Below are 15,747 nucleotides of genomic sequence, written 5' to 3'. Positions count from 1 at the left end.
CTCATTATTCAGTTGAAGGTTCCCCCATGCGTCTGGAAGTCTTTTGTGAAGACCGACTTGGTCTGACTCGCGAATTACTTGATTTACTGGTGCTACGCAGCATCGATTTGCGCGGTATCGAGATTGACCCCATCGGGCGAATCTACCTTAACTTTGCTGAACTGGAGTTCACTAACTTCAGCAGTTTAATGGCGGAAATTCGCCGCATTGCAGGCGTCACCGATGTACGCACTGTGCCATGGATGCCATCAGAGCGGGAGCACCTCGCGCTTAGCGCGCTGCTTGAGGCACTGCCTGAACCTGTTCTGTCGCTGGATCTGAAAAGCAAGATTGAGATAGCGAACCCGGCAAGCTGCCAGCTGTTTGCGCTTAACCCGGAGCGGATGCGCAACCATACCGCTGCACAACTGATCAACGGTTTTAACTTCCAGCGCTGGCTGGAAGGCAATCCGCAGACGTCCCATAACGAACATGTGGTGATCAACGGGCAGAATTTCCTGATGGAAATCACGCCGGTTTATCTGCAAGGGGAAACTGACGAAACCATGCTCACCGGTGCGGTGGTCATGTTGCGTTCAACACTCCGGATGGGACGTCAGTTGCAGAATCTGGCAACCCAGGATGTCAGCGCTTTTAGCCAAATCATCGCCGTCAGCGGAAAAATGAAGCATGTTGTCGAACAGGCGCGCAAACTGGCGATGCTGAGTGCGCCGCTGTTGATTACCGGCGATACCGGCACCGGTAAAGATCTGTTTGCGTATGCCTGTCACCAGGCCAGCCCGCGCGCGGGCAAACCGTATCTGGCGCTCAACTGCGCGTCGATCCCTGAAGATGCGGTGGAAAGCGAACTGTTTGGTCATGCGCCAGAAGGCAAAAAAGGCTTCTTCGAGCAGGCAAACGGCGGTTCGGTGCTGCTTGATGAGATTGGTGAAATGTCGCCACGCATGCAGACCAAGCTACTGCGGTTCCTCAATGACGGTACGTTTCGTCGGGTGGGGGAAGATCATGAGGTACATGTCGATGTGCGCGTGATCTGTGCGACGCAAAAGAATCTCGTTGAACTGGTGCAGAAAGGGCTGTTTCGCGAAGATCTCTATTATCGCCTTAACGTGCTGACGCTGAATCTGCCGCCGCTGCGCGATTGTCCACAGGACATCATGCCGCTGACTGAACTGTTTGTGGCGCGTTTCGCCGATGAGCAGGGCGTGCCGCGTCCTAAACTGGCTGCCGATCTCAGTACGGTATTGACCCGTTACGGCTGGCCCGGCAATGTGCGTCAACTGAAAAACGCCATCTACCGGGCGCTGACGCAGCTTGAAGGTTACGAACTGCGACCGCAGGATATTTTGCTGCCTGACTACGATGCGACGACGGTTGCGGTAGGTGAAGATGCGATGGAGGGGTCGCTGGATGATATCACCAGCCGTTTTGAGCGCTCAGTGTTAACCCAGCTTTACCGCAGTTATCCCAGTACCCGCAAGCTGGCGAAACGCCTGGGGGTATCCCATACCGCGATTGCGAATAAGCTGCGTGAATATGGCCTGAATCAGAAGAAGGGCGAAGAGTAAAAAAATGCCTCCGAAATGGAGGCATTTTTGTATGACGGGGACCTTACGCTTTCAGGACTTCCAGCGCAGCGGCATAGTCAGGTTCGTTGGTAATTTCATTCACCAGTTGACTGAAGATGACGTTGTCATTTTCATCCAGAACGACGACCGCACGCGCAGCCAGACCTTTCAGCGGGCCTTCGGTGATTTTAACGCCGTAGTTTTTCAGGAATTCAGCGTTACGCAGCGTGGACAGCGTGATAACGTTGCTCAGACCTTCAGCGCCGCAGAAGCGGGACTGGGCAAACGGCAGATCGGCAGAAACACACAGCACCACGGTATTGTCGATTTCAGTGGCCAGTTGGTTAAACTTACGTACCGATGCCGCGCAAACGCCGGTATCGATGCTCGGGAAAATGTTCAGGACTTTGCGTTTGCCAGCAAACTGGCTCAGTGCGACGTCAGACAGATCTTTTGCCACGAGGGTAAAAGGCTGCGCTTTGCTACCCGCTTGAGGAATGGAGTTGGCGACTGCAACCGGGTTGCCCTGGAAATGAACGGTTTGTGACATGGTTATCTTCCTGTTTACATATAGTTAACGTCACAGCTAGTTTATGCCAACAGCCGATAACACGGCAAACGCTATTTCGGTGAAGCGCACAAACCACCACGTCATTGCTTAAGGAGAAAAAATGCGTTCTGTGAAGGTATACGAGGAAGCCTGGCCGTTACATACCCCTTTTGTGATTGCCCGTGGCAGCCGCAGTGAGGCGCGTGTCGTGGTGGTTGAACTGGAAGAAGAGGGTGTGAAAGGGATTGGTGAGTGCACGCCCTATCCGCGTTACGGGGAAAGCGATGCCTCCGTAATGGCACAGATCATGAGCATTGTCCCGCAACTGGAAAAGGGGTTGACCCGGGAAGCGCTGCAAAAACTGCTCCCGGCAGGTGCGGCACGCAACGCGGTTGACTGTGCGCTGTGGGATCTCCAGGCACGCCAGCAGCAACAAACGCTGACGGAAACCCTTAACGTGGCGCTGCCGACGACAATTGCCACCGCACAGACCGTCGTGATTGGTACCCCGGAACAAATGGCGGCCAGCGCAGCGGCGCTGTGGGAAGCCGGAGCCCGGCTGCTGAAGGTGAAACTGGACGATCGGATGATCAGCGAACGTATGGTGGCGATTCGGTCGGCAGTACCGGAGGCGACCTTAATTGTCGATGCCAATGAGTCCTGGCGGGCGGAAGGGCTGGCGGCGCGCTGCCAGCTGTTAGCCGATTTGGGTGTCGCGATGCTGGAACAACCGCTTCCGGCGCAGGATGATGCTGCGCTGGAAAATTTTATCCATCCGCTGCCGATCTGCGCCGATGAGAGCTGTCATACCCGTAGCAGCCTGAAAGCGCTGCATGGGCGTTATGAAATGGTCAATATCAAGCTGGACAAAACCGGCGGACTGACCGAGGCGCTGGCGCTGGCTACCGATGCCCGCGAACAAGGATTTGCCCTGATGCTGGGCTGCATGCTTTGCACGTCACGGGCCATTTCTGCCGCATTACCGCTGACGCCGCAGGTCAGCTTTGCCGATCTTGATGGTCCTACCTGGCTTGCGGTCGATGTGGAGCCCGCATTGCACTTTACGACCGGACAACTGCATCTTTAGGATGCCAGCGCAGAAGCGTCGACATCGCCTGGAGATATTTCTCGCTGGCCTCATCTGATGAGATCGGTGGGAATTCCGCTGTGATGCAGTGTAAATTCAGATCCGCACACCAACTGCCGAAAGAGCCGGGCGTTTCGTAACCAACGCTTGTCACCAGCGGTAGTTCGAACGCTTGCGCCAGCCATTCACCGAGCTCGCTGCTTTTGGGATCTTCAATACAGGCCAGTGGGTCATGGAAAGAAACCACCCACGCGGGGTGAATGCGGTGAATGAGCTGACATAACGCCTGAGTTTCCGGTTCCGAACCCGGATGATCCCCTGTTAACAGCACCACGTCACGCGTTTCCGCAGCGCTGTTCCAGCGATAAACCGTCTCGCCGGCTTTCCAGTTTGCTGACGGAAAATTGCGATTAAGGTCGACGCCGTTAGCGTTCGCACGCAAACCGAGCTGACAGCCGTCCGGGTTCACTGCGAGGATCACATGGTGGCGGCGCAGTGAAGGCGTCAGCGTGCGCAGTGCGCAGGAGAGCGTGACCACCGATGCATTTTCGTCACCATGCGTTCCCGCGATAATCAAGCCACTGTCACGACTGGCGACGGCTGCCGGAAACCAGATCAGCGGTGCGCCCAACAGTGAACGACCATAATGTTCAGTTCCTGGCGGGAAGGCGCCGCGTTCGGCGCGAGGGCGGGTAACGGTCATAAGCGTCTCTGAATTCAGGGATTATTACTCGCAGTGTTGTGCAAATTGGGTCGATAATCAAATCGTTTTCGCATGGACGGATTTTTAGTCGTAATATCAATTTTCTGCAGGAAGATGTTTGCATTTCCTTCAGGCGAAACAAATAATTACGCCATCGTGAATAAGCCGGATTGAGGGGACTCTATGAAGCACGCTGTTTCAGTAACCTGTTGTGCGCTGTTGGTTAGCAGCATTTCTCTGTCATATGCTGCGGATGTTCCCAGCGGAACGGTACTGGCAGAGAAGCAGGAGCTGGTTCGCCATATAAAAGATGAACCGGCGACGCTTGATCCGGCAAAAGCGGTTGGCCTGCCGGAAATTCAGGTTATTCGCGATCTGTTTGAAGGACTGGTGAACCAGAACGAGAAGGGTGAAATCGTACCTGGCGTCGCCACGCAATGGAAAAGCAACGACAATCGCATCTGGACGTTTACGCTGCGGGATAATGCGCGTTGGTCAGATGGTACGCCGGTGACCGCCCAGGATTTTGTCTATAGCTGGCAACGCCTGGTGGATCCGAAAACGCTGTCGCCCTTTGCCTGGTTTGCCGCGCTGGCAGGGGTCAATAACGCCCAGGCGATCATTGATGGCAAAGTGACGCCCGATAAGCTCGGTGTGACCGCCATTGATGCCCGCACCCTGAGAGTGCAACTGGATAAGCCGCTGCCGTGGTTCGCCAACCTCACCGCCAGTTTTGCGTTCTATCCGGTGCAAAAAGCCAACGTGGCAAGCGGTAAAGACTGGACCAAACCGGGCAACCTGGTGGGGAATGGCGCCTACGTGTTGCAGGATCGCGTGGTGAATGAAAAGCTGGTGGTGGTGCCGAATACGCAGTACTGGGATAACGGAAAAACGGTGCTGCAAAAAGTGACTTTCCTGCCGATTAATCAAGAGTCATCGGCCACTAAACGTTACCTGGCGGGTGATATTGATATCACCGAATCATTCCCGAAAAATATGTACCAGAAGCTGTTAAAGGACATTCCAGGGCAGGTTTATACGCCACCGCAGTTGGGAACCTATTACTACGCCTTTAACACGCAAAAAGGGCCAACGGCGGATTCCCGCGTGCGTCTGGCGCTGAGCATGACCATTGACCGTCGCATTATGGCGGAGAAAGTGTTGGGTACCGGGGAAAAACCGGCCTGGCACTTTACGCCGGACGTCACTGCCGGTTTTACGCCTGAACCGTCTCCGTTCGAACAGATGAGCCAGGAAGAGCTGAATGCCCAGGCGAAAACGCTGTTGCGTGCGGCGGGATACGGTCCGCAGAAACCGCTTAACCTGACGCTGTTATACAACACCTCTGAGAACCACCAGAAAATCGCCATCGCGGTGGCCTCGATGTGGAAGAAAAACTTAGGTGTGGATGTGAAGCTGCAAAACCAGGAGTGGAAAACTTACATCGACAGCCGTAATACCGGGAATTTCGATGTGATTCGTGCTTCCTGGGTGGGGGATTACAACGAGCCTTCGACCTTCCTGTCGCTGCTGACGTCGACGCACTCAGGCAATATTTCGCGTTTTAACAACCCGGCGTATGACAAAATCATCACTCAGGCGACGATGGAAAACACGGATAAAGCGCGTAATGCGGACTACAATGCGGCGGAAAAAATCCTCATGGAGCAGGCACCCATTGCGCCAATTTATCAGTACACCAACGGGCGCTTAATCAAACCGTGGCTGAAAGGGTACCCGATCATGAACCCGGAAGATGTGGCCTACAGCCGGACCATGTATATCATCAAGCACTAACCCTCCGTCAGCAGGCGCGGAAACGCGCCTGCCGTTCACACCGTATAAATGCGGATATCATGTTCGCGAAACGCCTCGCAATACGCCTTGCTGATATTCGCTTCAACTACCATGACATCGATCTCACTGCTCTGGGCGACGACATAGCGAGCCACCGCCGGGATCTTGTCCGCCGTCAGCGCGACAATGGTCTCATTACACTGTCGGATCACTGCGCGTTTGAATTCACAATCGGCGTAATCAAACCCGGTCAGACCGGATTCCGGCGCCATCGCACAGCCGCCGATAAACCCCTGGTCGAATAACATCCCCTGAACCTGCGCAATCGCCGAAGCGCCGACGCAACCACCAGAAGAGCGCTGCAGCTGACCGCCGAGCATGATGACGTCATACAGGGGCTTTTTTAACAGTACGGCAGCGATTTCCGGCGAGTTGGTCACCACGGTCAGAGACAGTTCTGCCGGAAGCGCCTCCGCCATCGCCAGGTTGGTCGTACCGGTGTCGATAAAAATACAGCTACCGGATTTGACCAGTCGTGCACATTTTTGCGCGATGCTGCTCTTTTGGTCGGGCTTCTTCGTTTTGCGAATGGAATAGTCACCCGCTTCCGGCAGCATCATGACCGCGCCGCCATACACCTTCTTGCAGATGCCTTCCTTGCTGAGTTCATGGAGATCGCGGCGAATCGTGTGCTCCGAGACGTTCAGCCGGGAGGCGAGGTCACTGCATACCACGCGCCCATTCTCCTGCAGGATCTGCTGAATCAGGGCTTGTCGTTGTTCCGGGAAAGCTGCATAATCGAGCATGATAAATCCTGAAAACCATATCATCGAGCAATATAGCGCATGATCGGGCAAAACGGTCAGTGCTGTCAACATTCTGACGGGTTGAAACGAGGTGAAACATGAAAATCGCACATATGGCGTTATGGACCACAGAACTGGAAGCGCAGGCGCGCTTCTGGACCGGTTTTTTTGGCGGGACGCTTAATGAGAAATACATCAGCAAGAACAACCCCGGATTTGAGTCTTATTTTGTGCGCATCGGTGATGATATTGCGATTGAACTGATGACGAAACCCGCCCTGCGAGCCCTGCGCCCGGATAACCAGACGACCGGGTGGGTGCATCTGGCAATCGCGGTTGGCAGTGCTAAAAAAGTGGATGCGCTGGCAAAAAAAGCACGGGCGCTGGGGATCCTGGTTTCACCACCGCGCACGACCGGGGACGGTTATTATGAAGCGGTCATCAAAGACCCGGACGGGAATTTCATCGAAATTGTTGAATGAACAGAGAATAACACATTGTCTGAGTAAGGAGCCTCAGGTAAATATGTCCTGAGGCTATCACGAGTCGGGCAGGGGCGTTTTACATTAACCCTGACTGCTATTATTGAGATAGAGTGTCTGGCTCGGGAAGGCGAAATCAGCGCCATGGCTCTGCACGATATCAATAATGTTAAGATAAACCTGTTGTTGAACCGCTAACCACTCTTCCCAGACCGTTGTTCGGGTAAAACAATACACCATAATATTTAATGAAGAGTCACCAAAGCCGTTAAAATAGACCAGTATCGTTTGTTGCTGATCGATATCGGCATGGGTTTGTAGCATTTGTCGAATAGCATTGACGATCGCGCCCACTTTGCTGGCATCTTCGTAACGTAACCCGACAACCGTGTTGATTCGACGGTTACTCATCCGACCGGGATTCTCTACGCTAATCGAGGAAAACACAGAGTTTGGAACGTATAACGGACGGTGATCAAAGGTGGTGATTTTGGTCATCCGCCAGCCAATTTCCGCCACGGTGCCTTCGATATTGCGATCCGGGGAACGTACCCAGTCGCCGATACTGAAGGGGCGATCGAAATAAAGCATAATGCCGGAAAAGAAGTTACTCAGGATATCTTTCCCTGCCATGCCCACGGCGATGCCGCCGATGCCGCCAAAGGTGAGTAACCCCGACAGGCTCATGCCGAAGTGTTCACCATAAAGCAAAATAATGACGACAATGAGGGTGATTTTGATAATCCGCGATAAAATTCGCGCGCTGGTGACGTCTCGCCCTTTTTTAATTTGCGATTTTTCAAACTGATTAATCACCAGAAACAATTTAATAGTCAGAATCAGGGCGATCAACGACGTACAGACAAAGTCTATAATACTGGATGAAACCGCGCTGATGTTATAATGGCTAATAACGGTGTTAGCGATTCGCCCTAATGTACCGATAATCAGCGCATAAATAAGAAACTGAGCCGTATGGAAGACAAACCCTTTCTTGCGTTTATGTGCATGACGAAAGAAAACATTCATCAGAATTAAGCTAAAGACGCTACTCAAAATAACCGTCAGATTGAAGACGTTTTTTACGAACAGCTCTGCAAACATATTTATCCCCGGCTTTCCGCTGCCACTGACATAACAAAAAATAAACTGCAACTCATTAATGGTACTCAGGATAAACATTCAAGTCATCAATAAAAAGGGGGAATAAATAGCGCTTTTAGCGTTTTTACGCAAAGGCGCTTTCAATGTGACGGATTTGTCAGGGGAACTGATGCAGACTTTTTCATATTGTCATGGTATTGTTGCGCTAAGGTAACAAAAGTTTGGTGACAGAAGGACACTATGATGATAATGGAAAAGCTGAAGACGGCGAAGGGCAAAAAGTTTCTGCTCTGTCTGCTGGGTGTGTTTATTATTGCCGCATCGGTTGTCACGCGCGCCACGATCGGTGGGGTGATTGAACAGTATGATATTCCGCTTTCTGACTGGACGACGTCGATGTATGTCATTCAGTCATCAATGATTTTCGTCTATAGCCTGGTTTTCACCGTGCTGCTGGCCATCCCGTTAGGAATTTATTTCCTCGGCGGTGAGGACAAGCATTAAAAGAAAAGGCCCAAATCATTGGGCCTTTCGTTTTTTACACAACGCGTTAGTCGTCTTCCTCGTCGTCAAGCTCAACGGGCGTCTGGTACTGGTCGGGTTTGATGACCAGCAGGTCACAACGCAGATGATCGATGACCTGTTCTGCTGTATTCCCCAGGAAGGCAGCGGAAATGCCCGTGCGGCCCACTGTACCCAGAACCACAATCCCCGCCTGCAGATGTTCCGCTAAATCGGGGATTACCTCTTCCGGTAATCCTTTCTCAACGTGTGTAACTTTCTCGTCGATACTGAATTTTTGCCGCAGCGCTTTCATTGCCAGCAGGTGCTGACCGCGAATCGCATCGTTGTAGACGCTGGGATCAAATTCCGGCAGTTCAATCGCGATGTTGATCGGCGTGACAGGGTAGGCCCCGACCAGATGCACCTCAGTATGGTTGACCTGTTCGGCGAGTTGCAGCGTCTCTTTTACCAGCTTCTCATTCAGCGCATTATGGTAGGGTTCTTCACTGGCCAGGTTTACCGCCACCAGCGCTTTACCGCCTTCCGGCCAGGGTTGATCTTTCACCATCCACACCGGACTTGGGCATTTACGCAGCAGATGCCAGTCGGTAGGAGTGAAGATCACTGCTTCCAGTCGGTCATGCTGGTGCGCCATTTTCAGCACCAGATCGTGTCCGCCGCTGATCACTTCCTGAATAATGGCTTCAAAAGGACGGTTGTGCCAGACCACTTTAATTTCAACAGGAACGCCTGCTTCAATGTAGTATTTTGCTTGTTCGCGTATCCACGCCGTCCGCTGACTAATGACGCCCTGACGCATTGCCGTACGCTCATCAGGCGACAGCAGGGTGGTCATCTCGTAGGAAAAGTCATAGATCGGCAAAAAGGCTTTAATTTTGCCACCAATCCGTTGATGCAAATAAACCGCACGCCGTAACGCAGGTTGATCGTCCTGATTCGGATCGATAACCACCAGCATGTTTTGATACATAGCCATACAGGGTCTCCTTACAACTGTCATCGCAGTTTGTAACTAAAAGAGTAACCCAAGAATGTGAATTGAAACAGGGAAGAACCTTCTGTCAGATCAATAAATCAGGAAAATTTAACGATTCGACAGAAGGGTTTCAGAAGGGTTGCGGAAAGATTAAGCAACGTTGCGGGTGTGTCCGGCGAGAACCGCCAGCGCATCACTGTTTTCGATAGTGATGTATTTCCCTTTCACCGCCAGCATTCCGCTTTTCTGGAAACGACCCAACAAACGGCTGATTGTTTCAACAGTCAGGCCCAGGTAGTTACCGATATCGCCACGGGTCATGGTCAGACGGAATTCACGTGGAGAGAAGCCACGCTGCGCAAAGCGACGAGACAGGTTATAGATAAATGCCGCCAGACGCTCTTCCGCGTTTTTCTTCGACAGCAACAGGATCATATCCTGGTCACCTTTGATCTCACCACTCATCAGACGCATCATCTGCTGACGCAGATTAGGCATTTTGCCGGACAGATCATCAAGAGTCTCAAACGGGATTTCACAGACCATTGAGGTTTCCAGTGCCTGCGCAAAACTCGGATGATGGCCGCTACCAATCGCGTCGAAACCGACCAGGTCGCCCGCGAGATGGAAGCCGGTGATTTGCTCATCGCCTTGTTCAGTAATGGTATAGCTCTTGATCGTACCGGAACGAATGGCATAGAGCGATTTCAGCTCATCACCCGCTTTAAACAGCGTCTGGCCTTTCTGGATCGGCTTTTTACGCTCGATAATATTATCAAGCTGATCAAGCTCATGCTCGTTAAGTGTGAACGGGATGCAAAGCTGGCTGATACTGCAATCCTGGCAATGGATAGCACAACCGCCAGACTGAATGCGCCGTATAATTCGCTTTTCCGGGATCATAGGTCTGCTCAAGCCGTAATTGATATTTGTCAATTTTAACATCTTTTTGGTGAGCACGTAAGTCTGAGGTCACCCCAATAGCGGATAATTCCGACATGTGTGAATAAAATATTTCTATCCCTTTGAAAAACCTTACTTTCCCTGTGGCGTCTTTACGTAAAAGTGTGAGCAAGAAGGCACGAATTGCCTGGATACTACAGCAACAGGTAACCTTCATGGCGCAACAACCACTCTTTCCGCTGCACGCCACCGGCGTAACCGGTCATGGTGCCGTTACGTCCGATCACGCGGTGGCAGGGCACCACGATGCTGATCGGATTTGAACCGTTCGCCGCGCCAACCGCTCGCGCCGCACCAGGGCGTCCCAGTTGCTCAGCCAACTGACCGTAGTGCATCACCTGACCACAAGGAATAGTGCGTAAGGTTTGCCAGACTTCCCGCTGAAAAGGGGTGCCGCCGGTGGCGGTTGGCAGCGTATCGATCGCGCTGAGGTTACCGGCAAAATAGTCGGCAAGTTTGTCGCACAGACCGCCCGGATTGGTCGCACTAATACGGGTATAACCTTGTGCGCGGTAATGAATATCCAGCAGTTGCACCATGCGCTCACTGTACTGTTCCCACTCGATAGCGCGAAGTCTGAACTGCTCGTCGCAAATGACCCAAAGTGGGCCCAGCGGGGTCATCATTTTCTCTTCCAGTAGTGTCAGCATCGGTTGCCTCGTTGGCATGCAGTCGGTGGGGCATCAACGTATCATGGTCACTGCCAGCAGTGCTATACCCCTGATTTGGGATAAAAAAATAGAGCCTGTCGACATCCGCCAGACTCTACAGTACACACAGCAGTTTATCCTTCATCTATGCCCGTTATTTTTCCTGGTGGCGGGTAATGTCTTATAGCAAGAACCGTTTAACTATGCCAGCAAACTGGAGTGATTGATTTCACGAAAATCTAAGGTAAATCAACCAGATTAAACGGCACTGCTGCACTGTTTTACTCTGAGTAAAACCAGCGTTAATTAGTAAAGCAAAGGTATGTGACACGTGGATGTTTACTGGAAGCATCTGTAAACCGTTGTCGCCCTCCAGGGGGACGGCTATGATAGTAGCTGCCTTTAAAAAGCGGGAGGACACAGCATGAATCTTGACGACAAATCGTTATTTCTTGACGCCATGGAGGATGTTCAGCCGCTGAAACGTTGCGCCGACGTACACTGGCAGCCCGTGCGCAATGTGCGGACCCCGCAACGTATTGATACACTCCAGCTTGATAATTTTCTCACCACCGGTTTTCTGGAGATCGTCCCGCTGGCGCAACCTTTAGAGTTTCGCCGTGAGGGGCTGCAACAGGGCGTACTCGATAAGCTGCGTACGGGGAAATACAGCCAGCAGGCGAGCCTCAATCTGTTGCGTCAGCCGGTGGAAGCCTGTCGTCAACAGCTGTATAGCTTTCTGCTCCAGTCGTTACGCGATGGACTGCGCAATGTGCTGATCATTCACGGTAAAGGGCGAGACGATAACTCACATGCCAACATCGTGCGCAGCTATCTGGCACGCTGGTTGACCGAATTCGACGAGGTTCAGGCCTACTGCACGGCGCTGCCACATCACGGCGGCAGCGGAGCGTGCTATGTGGCGTTGCGTAAATCCGCACAGGCGAAGCAGGAAAACTGGGAACGTCACGCCAAGCGCAGCCGTTAATGCAGTAAAAGCGACAACTCCTGCGCGGCTTTTTGCAGCTCGGGCAGTACGCGGCTGCGCAGCTCGTCCGCCGTCACCTGTCCGGCATGTACACCCACATTCAGCGCCGCCTGGACCTGACCCTGGCTGTTCATCAGCGGCACAGCAATGGACCGCAGCCCCATTTCCAGTTCCTGATCGTTGAGCGCATAGCCCTGCTGCCGGACTCTCTTCAGTTCGGCGCGCAGGGCGGGGACGGAATCCACAGTCTGCGAGGTGTAGCGGATCATGGTGATGCGCCCGAGCATGTCGTTCAGCTTGTCCTCAGAAAGATGGCTAAGCAAAACGCGTCCCATTGAGGTGGACCACGCGGGCAGCCGACTGCCGATGTCCAGATCGATGGTCATAATGCGTGAGCTGGAGGCGCGGGCGATATACAAAATATCGTCACCGTCGAGGGTGGCGATGGAACAGGATTCATTGAGCATTTCGCTCAGATGTTTCAGAACCGGTTGAGTGGCGCGAGCCAGCGGAGTGGAGGCCAGATAGGCATGTCCCAGTGCCAGGATCCGCGGACGCAGTTCGAAATTTTTCCCATCTTCGGCATAAACGAAACCCAGTTTTCCCAGCGTATACAGACAGCGTCTGACTGCCGCGCGCGGGATCCCGGTTTTCTGGCTAATCTGCGATATCGACATAACCCGTCGCTGCGGCGTGAACGCCTGAATCACCTCCAGCCCGCGTGCCAGTGATGCCATATAGTTTGGATCGCCCTTAAACGGATCGGTCTCGTTGTTCAGTCGGTCATCAGGATGTTTTTCCACTGTTTTCCTCTCGTTGTTCGCCACGGATCACATTCTTCGTACAAACATAAACGATGTTCGATTATCGCACCATATTTCGATTATCGCCCTTGCCTGACTTCGTTAAGTGGGTCACATTTTGTGCGAACAACGCAAAAATGTGCGAAATCCGCACCACAAGGAGCGAGCTGATGATTGATAAAAGTGTGCCTTCGCTGGAGGAGGCCATCGCCGGGATCCCGGACGGTGCGACCATCATGATTGGTGGTTTTGGTACGGCCGGACAACCCACCACATTGATTGATGCGCTCATCGCGCAGGGGGCTCGCGACCTTACCATCATCAATAACAATGCGGGTAACGGTGAAGTCGGTCTGGCGGCACTGTTGAAGGCCAGACGCGTACGCAAAATGATCTGCTCTTTTCCGCGTCAGGTGGATTCACAGATTTTCGATGACCTGTATCGCCGTGGCGAGGTTGAACTGGAGCTGGTACCTCAGGGGAATCTGGCGGCGCGCATTCAGGCTGCCGGTGCTGGCCTGGGGGCTATCTATACGCCAACAGGCTACGGTACGCCGCTGGCTGAAGGCAAAGAAACCCGCCACATCGAAGGGAAAAACTATGTGCTCGAATACCCGATTAACGCCGATTTTGCCCTGATAAAGGCGCATCAGGCCGATCGCTGGGGGAATCTGGTGTACCGCAAAGCGGCACGAAACTTTGGTCCGATCATGGCGACCGCCGCGCAAACCACGGTGGTGGAGGTGAATCAGATTGTCCCTCTCGGCGAGCTTGATCCCGAGCACGTCATCACGCCGGGGATTTTTGTCCAGCGCGTATTTTCTCTGGAAAACCTCACCCACGCCGCGCTGCGGGCCTAAGGAGTAAACGATGAAGAAATTATCCCGTGACGAAATGGCCAGACGCGTAGCGCAGGATATCCCGGAAGGGGCATACGTCAATCTGGGGATTGGTTTACCAACCCGTATCGCCAACTACCTGCCTGCGGAAAAAGAGATTTTCCTGCACAGTGAAAATGGCCTGCTCGGGATGGGGCCAAAACCGGCGGAAGGGGAAGAAGATCCGGAGCTGATTAATGCCGGGAAAGAGTACGTCACGCTGTTGCAGGGCGGTTGCTATTTCCACCATGGTGACTCCTTCGCCATGATGCGCGGCGGGCACCTGGATATCTGCGTGCTGGGGGCGTATCAGGTCTCAGCCTCCGGGGATCTCGCCAACTGGAGCACCGGCGCGCCGGACGCCATTCCCGCTGTGGGCGGCGCGATGGATCTGGCGATCGGCGCGCGTCAGGTATTTGTGATGATGGACCATCTGACCCGCGACGGCGAGTGCAAACTGGTTGAACACTGTACCTATCCCTTAACCGGCATGGGCTGCGTCAGCCGCATTTATACCGACCTGGCGGTGATCGACATTACCGATTCGGGACCGGTTGTCCGGGAAATTTTTAATGGTCTGTCTTTTGAGGAACTGCAACGTCTGACGCCGGTGACTCTGAGCTGTGAACCGCTGGCGCAAAGCGCATAAGGAACTATGATGAATCAGGCATTTATCTGCGATGCAGTGCGCACACCGTTTGGTCGATTCGGCGGAACGCTGGCGAACATCAGGGCCGACGATCTGGCCGCTATTCCACTGAAAGCACTGCTTGAACGCAACCCAGGCCTTGATCCTGCGGCGATCGATGACGTGATTTACGGCTGTGCGAATCAGGCGGGAGAAGATAACCGCAACGTGGCGCGGATGGCGCTGCTGCTGGCCGGGTTGCCGGAAAGCGTCCCGGGCAGTACGGTAAACCGTCTGTGTGGTTCCAGCCTCGATGCCATTGGTATTGCCGCGAGAGCGATTAAAAGCGGCGAAACACAGCTGATGATCGCCGGTGGCGTGGAGAGCATGTCACGTGCGCCGTTTGTGATGGGCAAAGCGGAAAATGCGTTCAGCCGCAACATGAAAATCGAAGACACTACGATTGGCTGGCGCTTTATCAACGCGCAAATGAAAGCCCGCTATGGCGTGGATTCTATGCCGGAAACGGCAGAAAACGTGGCGCAGGAGTTTGGCATAACGCGCGCCGATCAGGATGCGTTTGCGCTGCGCAGCCAGTTGAGAACCGCTGCCGCTCAGGAGCAGGGGCTATTTGCACAAGAGTTAATTTCAGTGACAGTGTCACAAAAAAGAGGCGAGCCGCTGCTTTTTGGCAAAGATGAACATCCGCGTGCGACATCGCTGGAGGCGCTCGCCAGGCTGAAAGGGGTCGTCCGTCCTGACGGTACCGTGTCGGCGGGCAATGCGTCTGGCGTTAACGACGGTGCCTGTGCGCTCCTCATCGCCAGCGAGCAGGCGATGGCGCAGCAAAGTCTGCACCCACTGGCGCGGATTGTCGGCGTGGCAACTGCCGGCGTCGCCCCGCGAATTATGGGGTTTGGCCCGGCGCCAGCGGTCCGTAAAGTACTGGCGCAGACGGGCTTAACGCTTGGCCAGATGGATGTTATCGAGCTTAACGAGGCGTTTGCCGCGCAGGCACTGGCGGTGATGCGTGATTTGGGGTTACCCGATGATGCCGCGCAGGTGAATCCTAACGGCGGTGCGATTGCCCTCGGTCACCCGTTGGGGGCATCAGGTGGGCGTCTGGCGATGACCGCCGCTTACCAGTTGCAGCGTACCGGCGGACGCTATGCACTCTGTACCATGTGCATTGGCGTCGGCCAGGGGATCGCATTGATTATTGAACGTGTGTAAGGAGCA

At 53.6% G+C, this 15,747-nt stretch carries 17 protein-coding genes; 9 read left to right on the top strand and 8 right to left on the bottom strand.

What is annotated here, in order from left to right; all coding sequences use genetic code 11:
- Positions 1 to 26 precede the first annotated feature (26 nt).
- Positions 27 to 1,568, top strand: coding sequence for a transcriptional regulator TyrR (tyrR, locus tag HVZ37_RS11515; protein ID WP_043000570.1), 1,542 nt, complete (start codon positions 27 to 29; stop codon positions 1,566 to 1,568).
- A gap of 43 nt (positions 1,569 to 1,611) precedes the next feature.
- Here tyrR and tpx read toward each other — a convergent pair whose 3' ends face one another.
- Positions 1,612 to 2,118, bottom strand: a complete 507-nt coding sequence (tpx, locus tag HVZ37_RS11510; RefSeq protein WP_181627521.1) for a thiol peroxidase — start codon at positions 2,116 to 2,118, stop codon at positions 1,612 to 1,614.
- A 121-nt stretch (positions 2,119 to 2,239) separates the two neighbouring features.
- Between tpx and ycjG the strand changes: the two genes are divergently transcribed.
- The gene (gene ycjG / locus HVZ37_RS11505; protein WP_044326922.1) at positions 2,240 to 3,205 is read left to right on the top strand and encodes an L-Ala-D/L-Glu epimerase; all 966 of its coding nucleotides are present in this window, start codon (positions 2,240 to 2,242) and stop codon (positions 3,203 to 3,205) included.
- Here ycjG and mpaA read toward each other — a convergent pair.
- Positions 3,180 to 3,908, bottom strand: a complete 729-nt coding sequence (gene mpaA, locus HVZ37_RS11500) for a murein tripeptide amidase MpaA (RefSeq protein ID WP_043000573.1) — start codon at positions 3,906 to 3,908, stop codon at positions 3,180 to 3,182. The genes ycjG and mpaA overlap by 26 nt on opposite strands.
- 183 nt (positions 3,909 to 4,091) lie before the next feature.
- Between mpaA and HVZ37_RS11495 the strand changes: the two genes are divergently transcribed.
- Positions 4,092 to 5,705: a peptide ABC transporter substrate-binding protein gene (locus tag HVZ37_RS11495; protein ID WP_044257762.1), complete on the top strand. Its 1,614-nt coding sequence runs from the start codon at positions 4,092 to 4,094 to the stop codon at positions 5,703 to 5,705.
- 35 nt (positions 5,706 to 5,740) lie between these two features.
- Here the strand turns inward: HVZ37_RS11495 and HVZ37_RS11490 are convergent, their stop codons facing one another.
- On the bottom strand, positions 5,741 to 6,511 hold the full coding sequence (locus HVZ37_RS11490) for a DeoR/GlpR family DNA-binding transcription regulator (RefSeq protein WP_043000575.1): 771 nt from the start codon (positions 6,509 to 6,511) through the stop codon (positions 5,741 to 5,743).
- Between the two features lie 98 nt (positions 6,512 to 6,609).
- Here HVZ37_RS11490 and HVZ37_RS11485 point away from each other — a divergent pair, with 98 nt between their 5' ends.
- Positions 6,610 to 6,993 (top strand): VOC family protein, encoded by a 384-nt coding sequence (locus HVZ37_RS11485; RefSeq protein ID WP_043000576.1) that lies wholly within the window; start codon positions 6,610 to 6,612, stop codon positions 6,991 to 6,993.
- 84 nt (positions 6,994 to 7,077) lie between these two features.
- On the opposite strand, the gene HVZ37_RS11480 is transcribed toward HVZ37_RS11485, so the two are convergent.
- On the bottom strand, positions 7,078 to 8,097 hold the full coding sequence (locus HVZ37_RS11480) for a mechanosensitive ion channel family protein (protein WP_181627520.1): 1,020 nt from the start codon (positions 8,095 to 8,097) through the stop codon (positions 7,078 to 7,080).
- Between the two features lie 243 nt (positions 8,098 to 8,340).
- On the opposite strand from HVZ37_RS11480, the gene HVZ37_RS11475 reads away from it, so the two are divergent.
- Positions 8,341 to 8,601: a DUF2534 family protein gene (locus tag HVZ37_RS11475; RefSeq protein ID WP_043001925.1), complete on the top strand. Its 261-nt coding sequence runs from the start codon at positions 8,341 to 8,343 to the stop codon at positions 8,599 to 8,601.
- A gap of 46 nt (positions 8,602 to 8,647) precedes the next feature.
- On the opposite strand, the gene uspE is transcribed toward HVZ37_RS11475, so the two are convergent.
- The 3 genes from uspE to ogt all read right to left on the bottom strand — a co-directional run bounded on the left by uspE (position 8,648) and on the right by ogt (position 11,211).
- The gene (uspE, locus tag HVZ37_RS11470) at positions 8,648 to 9,598 is read right to left on the bottom strand and encodes a universal stress protein UspE (protein ID WP_043000578.1); all 951 of its coding nucleotides are present in this window, start codon (positions 9,596 to 9,598) and stop codon (positions 8,648 to 8,650) included.
- A gap of 150 nt (positions 9,599 to 9,748) precedes the next feature.
- Positions 9,749 to 10,501 (bottom strand): fumarate/nitrate reduction transcriptional regulator Fnr, encoded by a 753-nt coding sequence (fnr, locus tag HVZ37_RS11465; protein WP_003020397.1) that lies wholly within the window; start codon positions 10,499 to 10,501, stop codon positions 9,749 to 9,751.
- Positions 10,502 to 10,695: 194 nt separating this feature from the next.
- Positions 10,696 to 11,211: a methylated-DNA--[protein]-cysteine S-methyltransferase gene (ogt, locus tag HVZ37_RS11460; protein WP_043000579.1), complete on the bottom strand. Its 516-nt coding sequence runs from the start codon at positions 11,209 to 11,211 to the stop codon at positions 10,696 to 10,698.
- 424 nt (positions 11,212 to 11,635) lie between these two features.
- On the opposite strand from ogt, the gene smrA reads away from it, so the two are divergent.
- Entirely contained in the window at positions 11,636 to 12,199 is a 564-nt protein-coding gene (gene smrA, locus HVZ37_RS11455) for a DNA endonuclease SmrA (RefSeq protein WP_043000580.1), read from the top strand.
- Here the strand turns inward: smrA and HVZ37_RS11450 are convergent.
- Complete coding sequence (locus HVZ37_RS11450) at positions 12,196 to 13,002, bottom strand: IclR family transcriptional regulator C-terminal domain-containing protein (protein ID WP_043000581.1); 807 nt, start codon at positions 13,000 to 13,002, stop codon at positions 12,196 to 12,198. The genes smrA and HVZ37_RS11450 overlap by 4 nt on opposite strands.
- Positions 13,003 to 13,172: 170 nt before the next feature.
- Here HVZ37_RS11450 and HVZ37_RS11445 point away from each other — a divergent pair, with 170 nt between their 5' ends.
- From HVZ37_RS11445 to pcaF, 3 genes are read left to right on the top strand one after another with little or no spacing between them, the layout of a single operon-like run.
- On the top strand, positions 13,173 to 13,862 hold the full coding sequence (locus HVZ37_RS11445) for a 3-oxoacid CoA-transferase subunit A (protein ID WP_044257772.1): 690 nt from the start codon (positions 13,173 to 13,175) through the stop codon (positions 13,860 to 13,862).
- A 10-nt stretch (positions 13,863 to 13,872) separates the two neighbouring features.
- On the top strand, positions 13,873 to 14,529 hold the full coding sequence (locus HVZ37_RS11440) for a 3-oxoacid CoA-transferase subunit B (RefSeq protein WP_043000583.1): 657 nt from the start codon (positions 13,873 to 13,875) through the stop codon (positions 14,527 to 14,529).
- A 9-nt stretch (positions 14,530 to 14,538) separates the two neighbouring features.
- Complete coding sequence (gene pcaF / locus HVZ37_RS11435; protein ID WP_044257775.1) at positions 14,539 to 15,741, top strand: 3-oxoadipyl-CoA thiolase; 1,203 nt, start codon at positions 14,539 to 14,541, stop codon at positions 15,739 to 15,741.
- The last annotated feature ends 6 nt before the right edge of the window (positions 15,742 to 15,747 follow it).

This window comes from Citrobacter sp. RHB35-C17, from assembly GCF_013816795.1.
Classification (GTDB): domain Bacteria; phylum Pseudomonadota; class Gammaproteobacteria; order Enterobacterales; family Enterobacteriaceae; genus Citrobacter_A; species Citrobacter_A amalonaticus.
The sequence above is the reverse complement of the archived record's forward strand: the minus strand, read 5'-3'. Positions and strand labels throughout refer to the sequence as shown.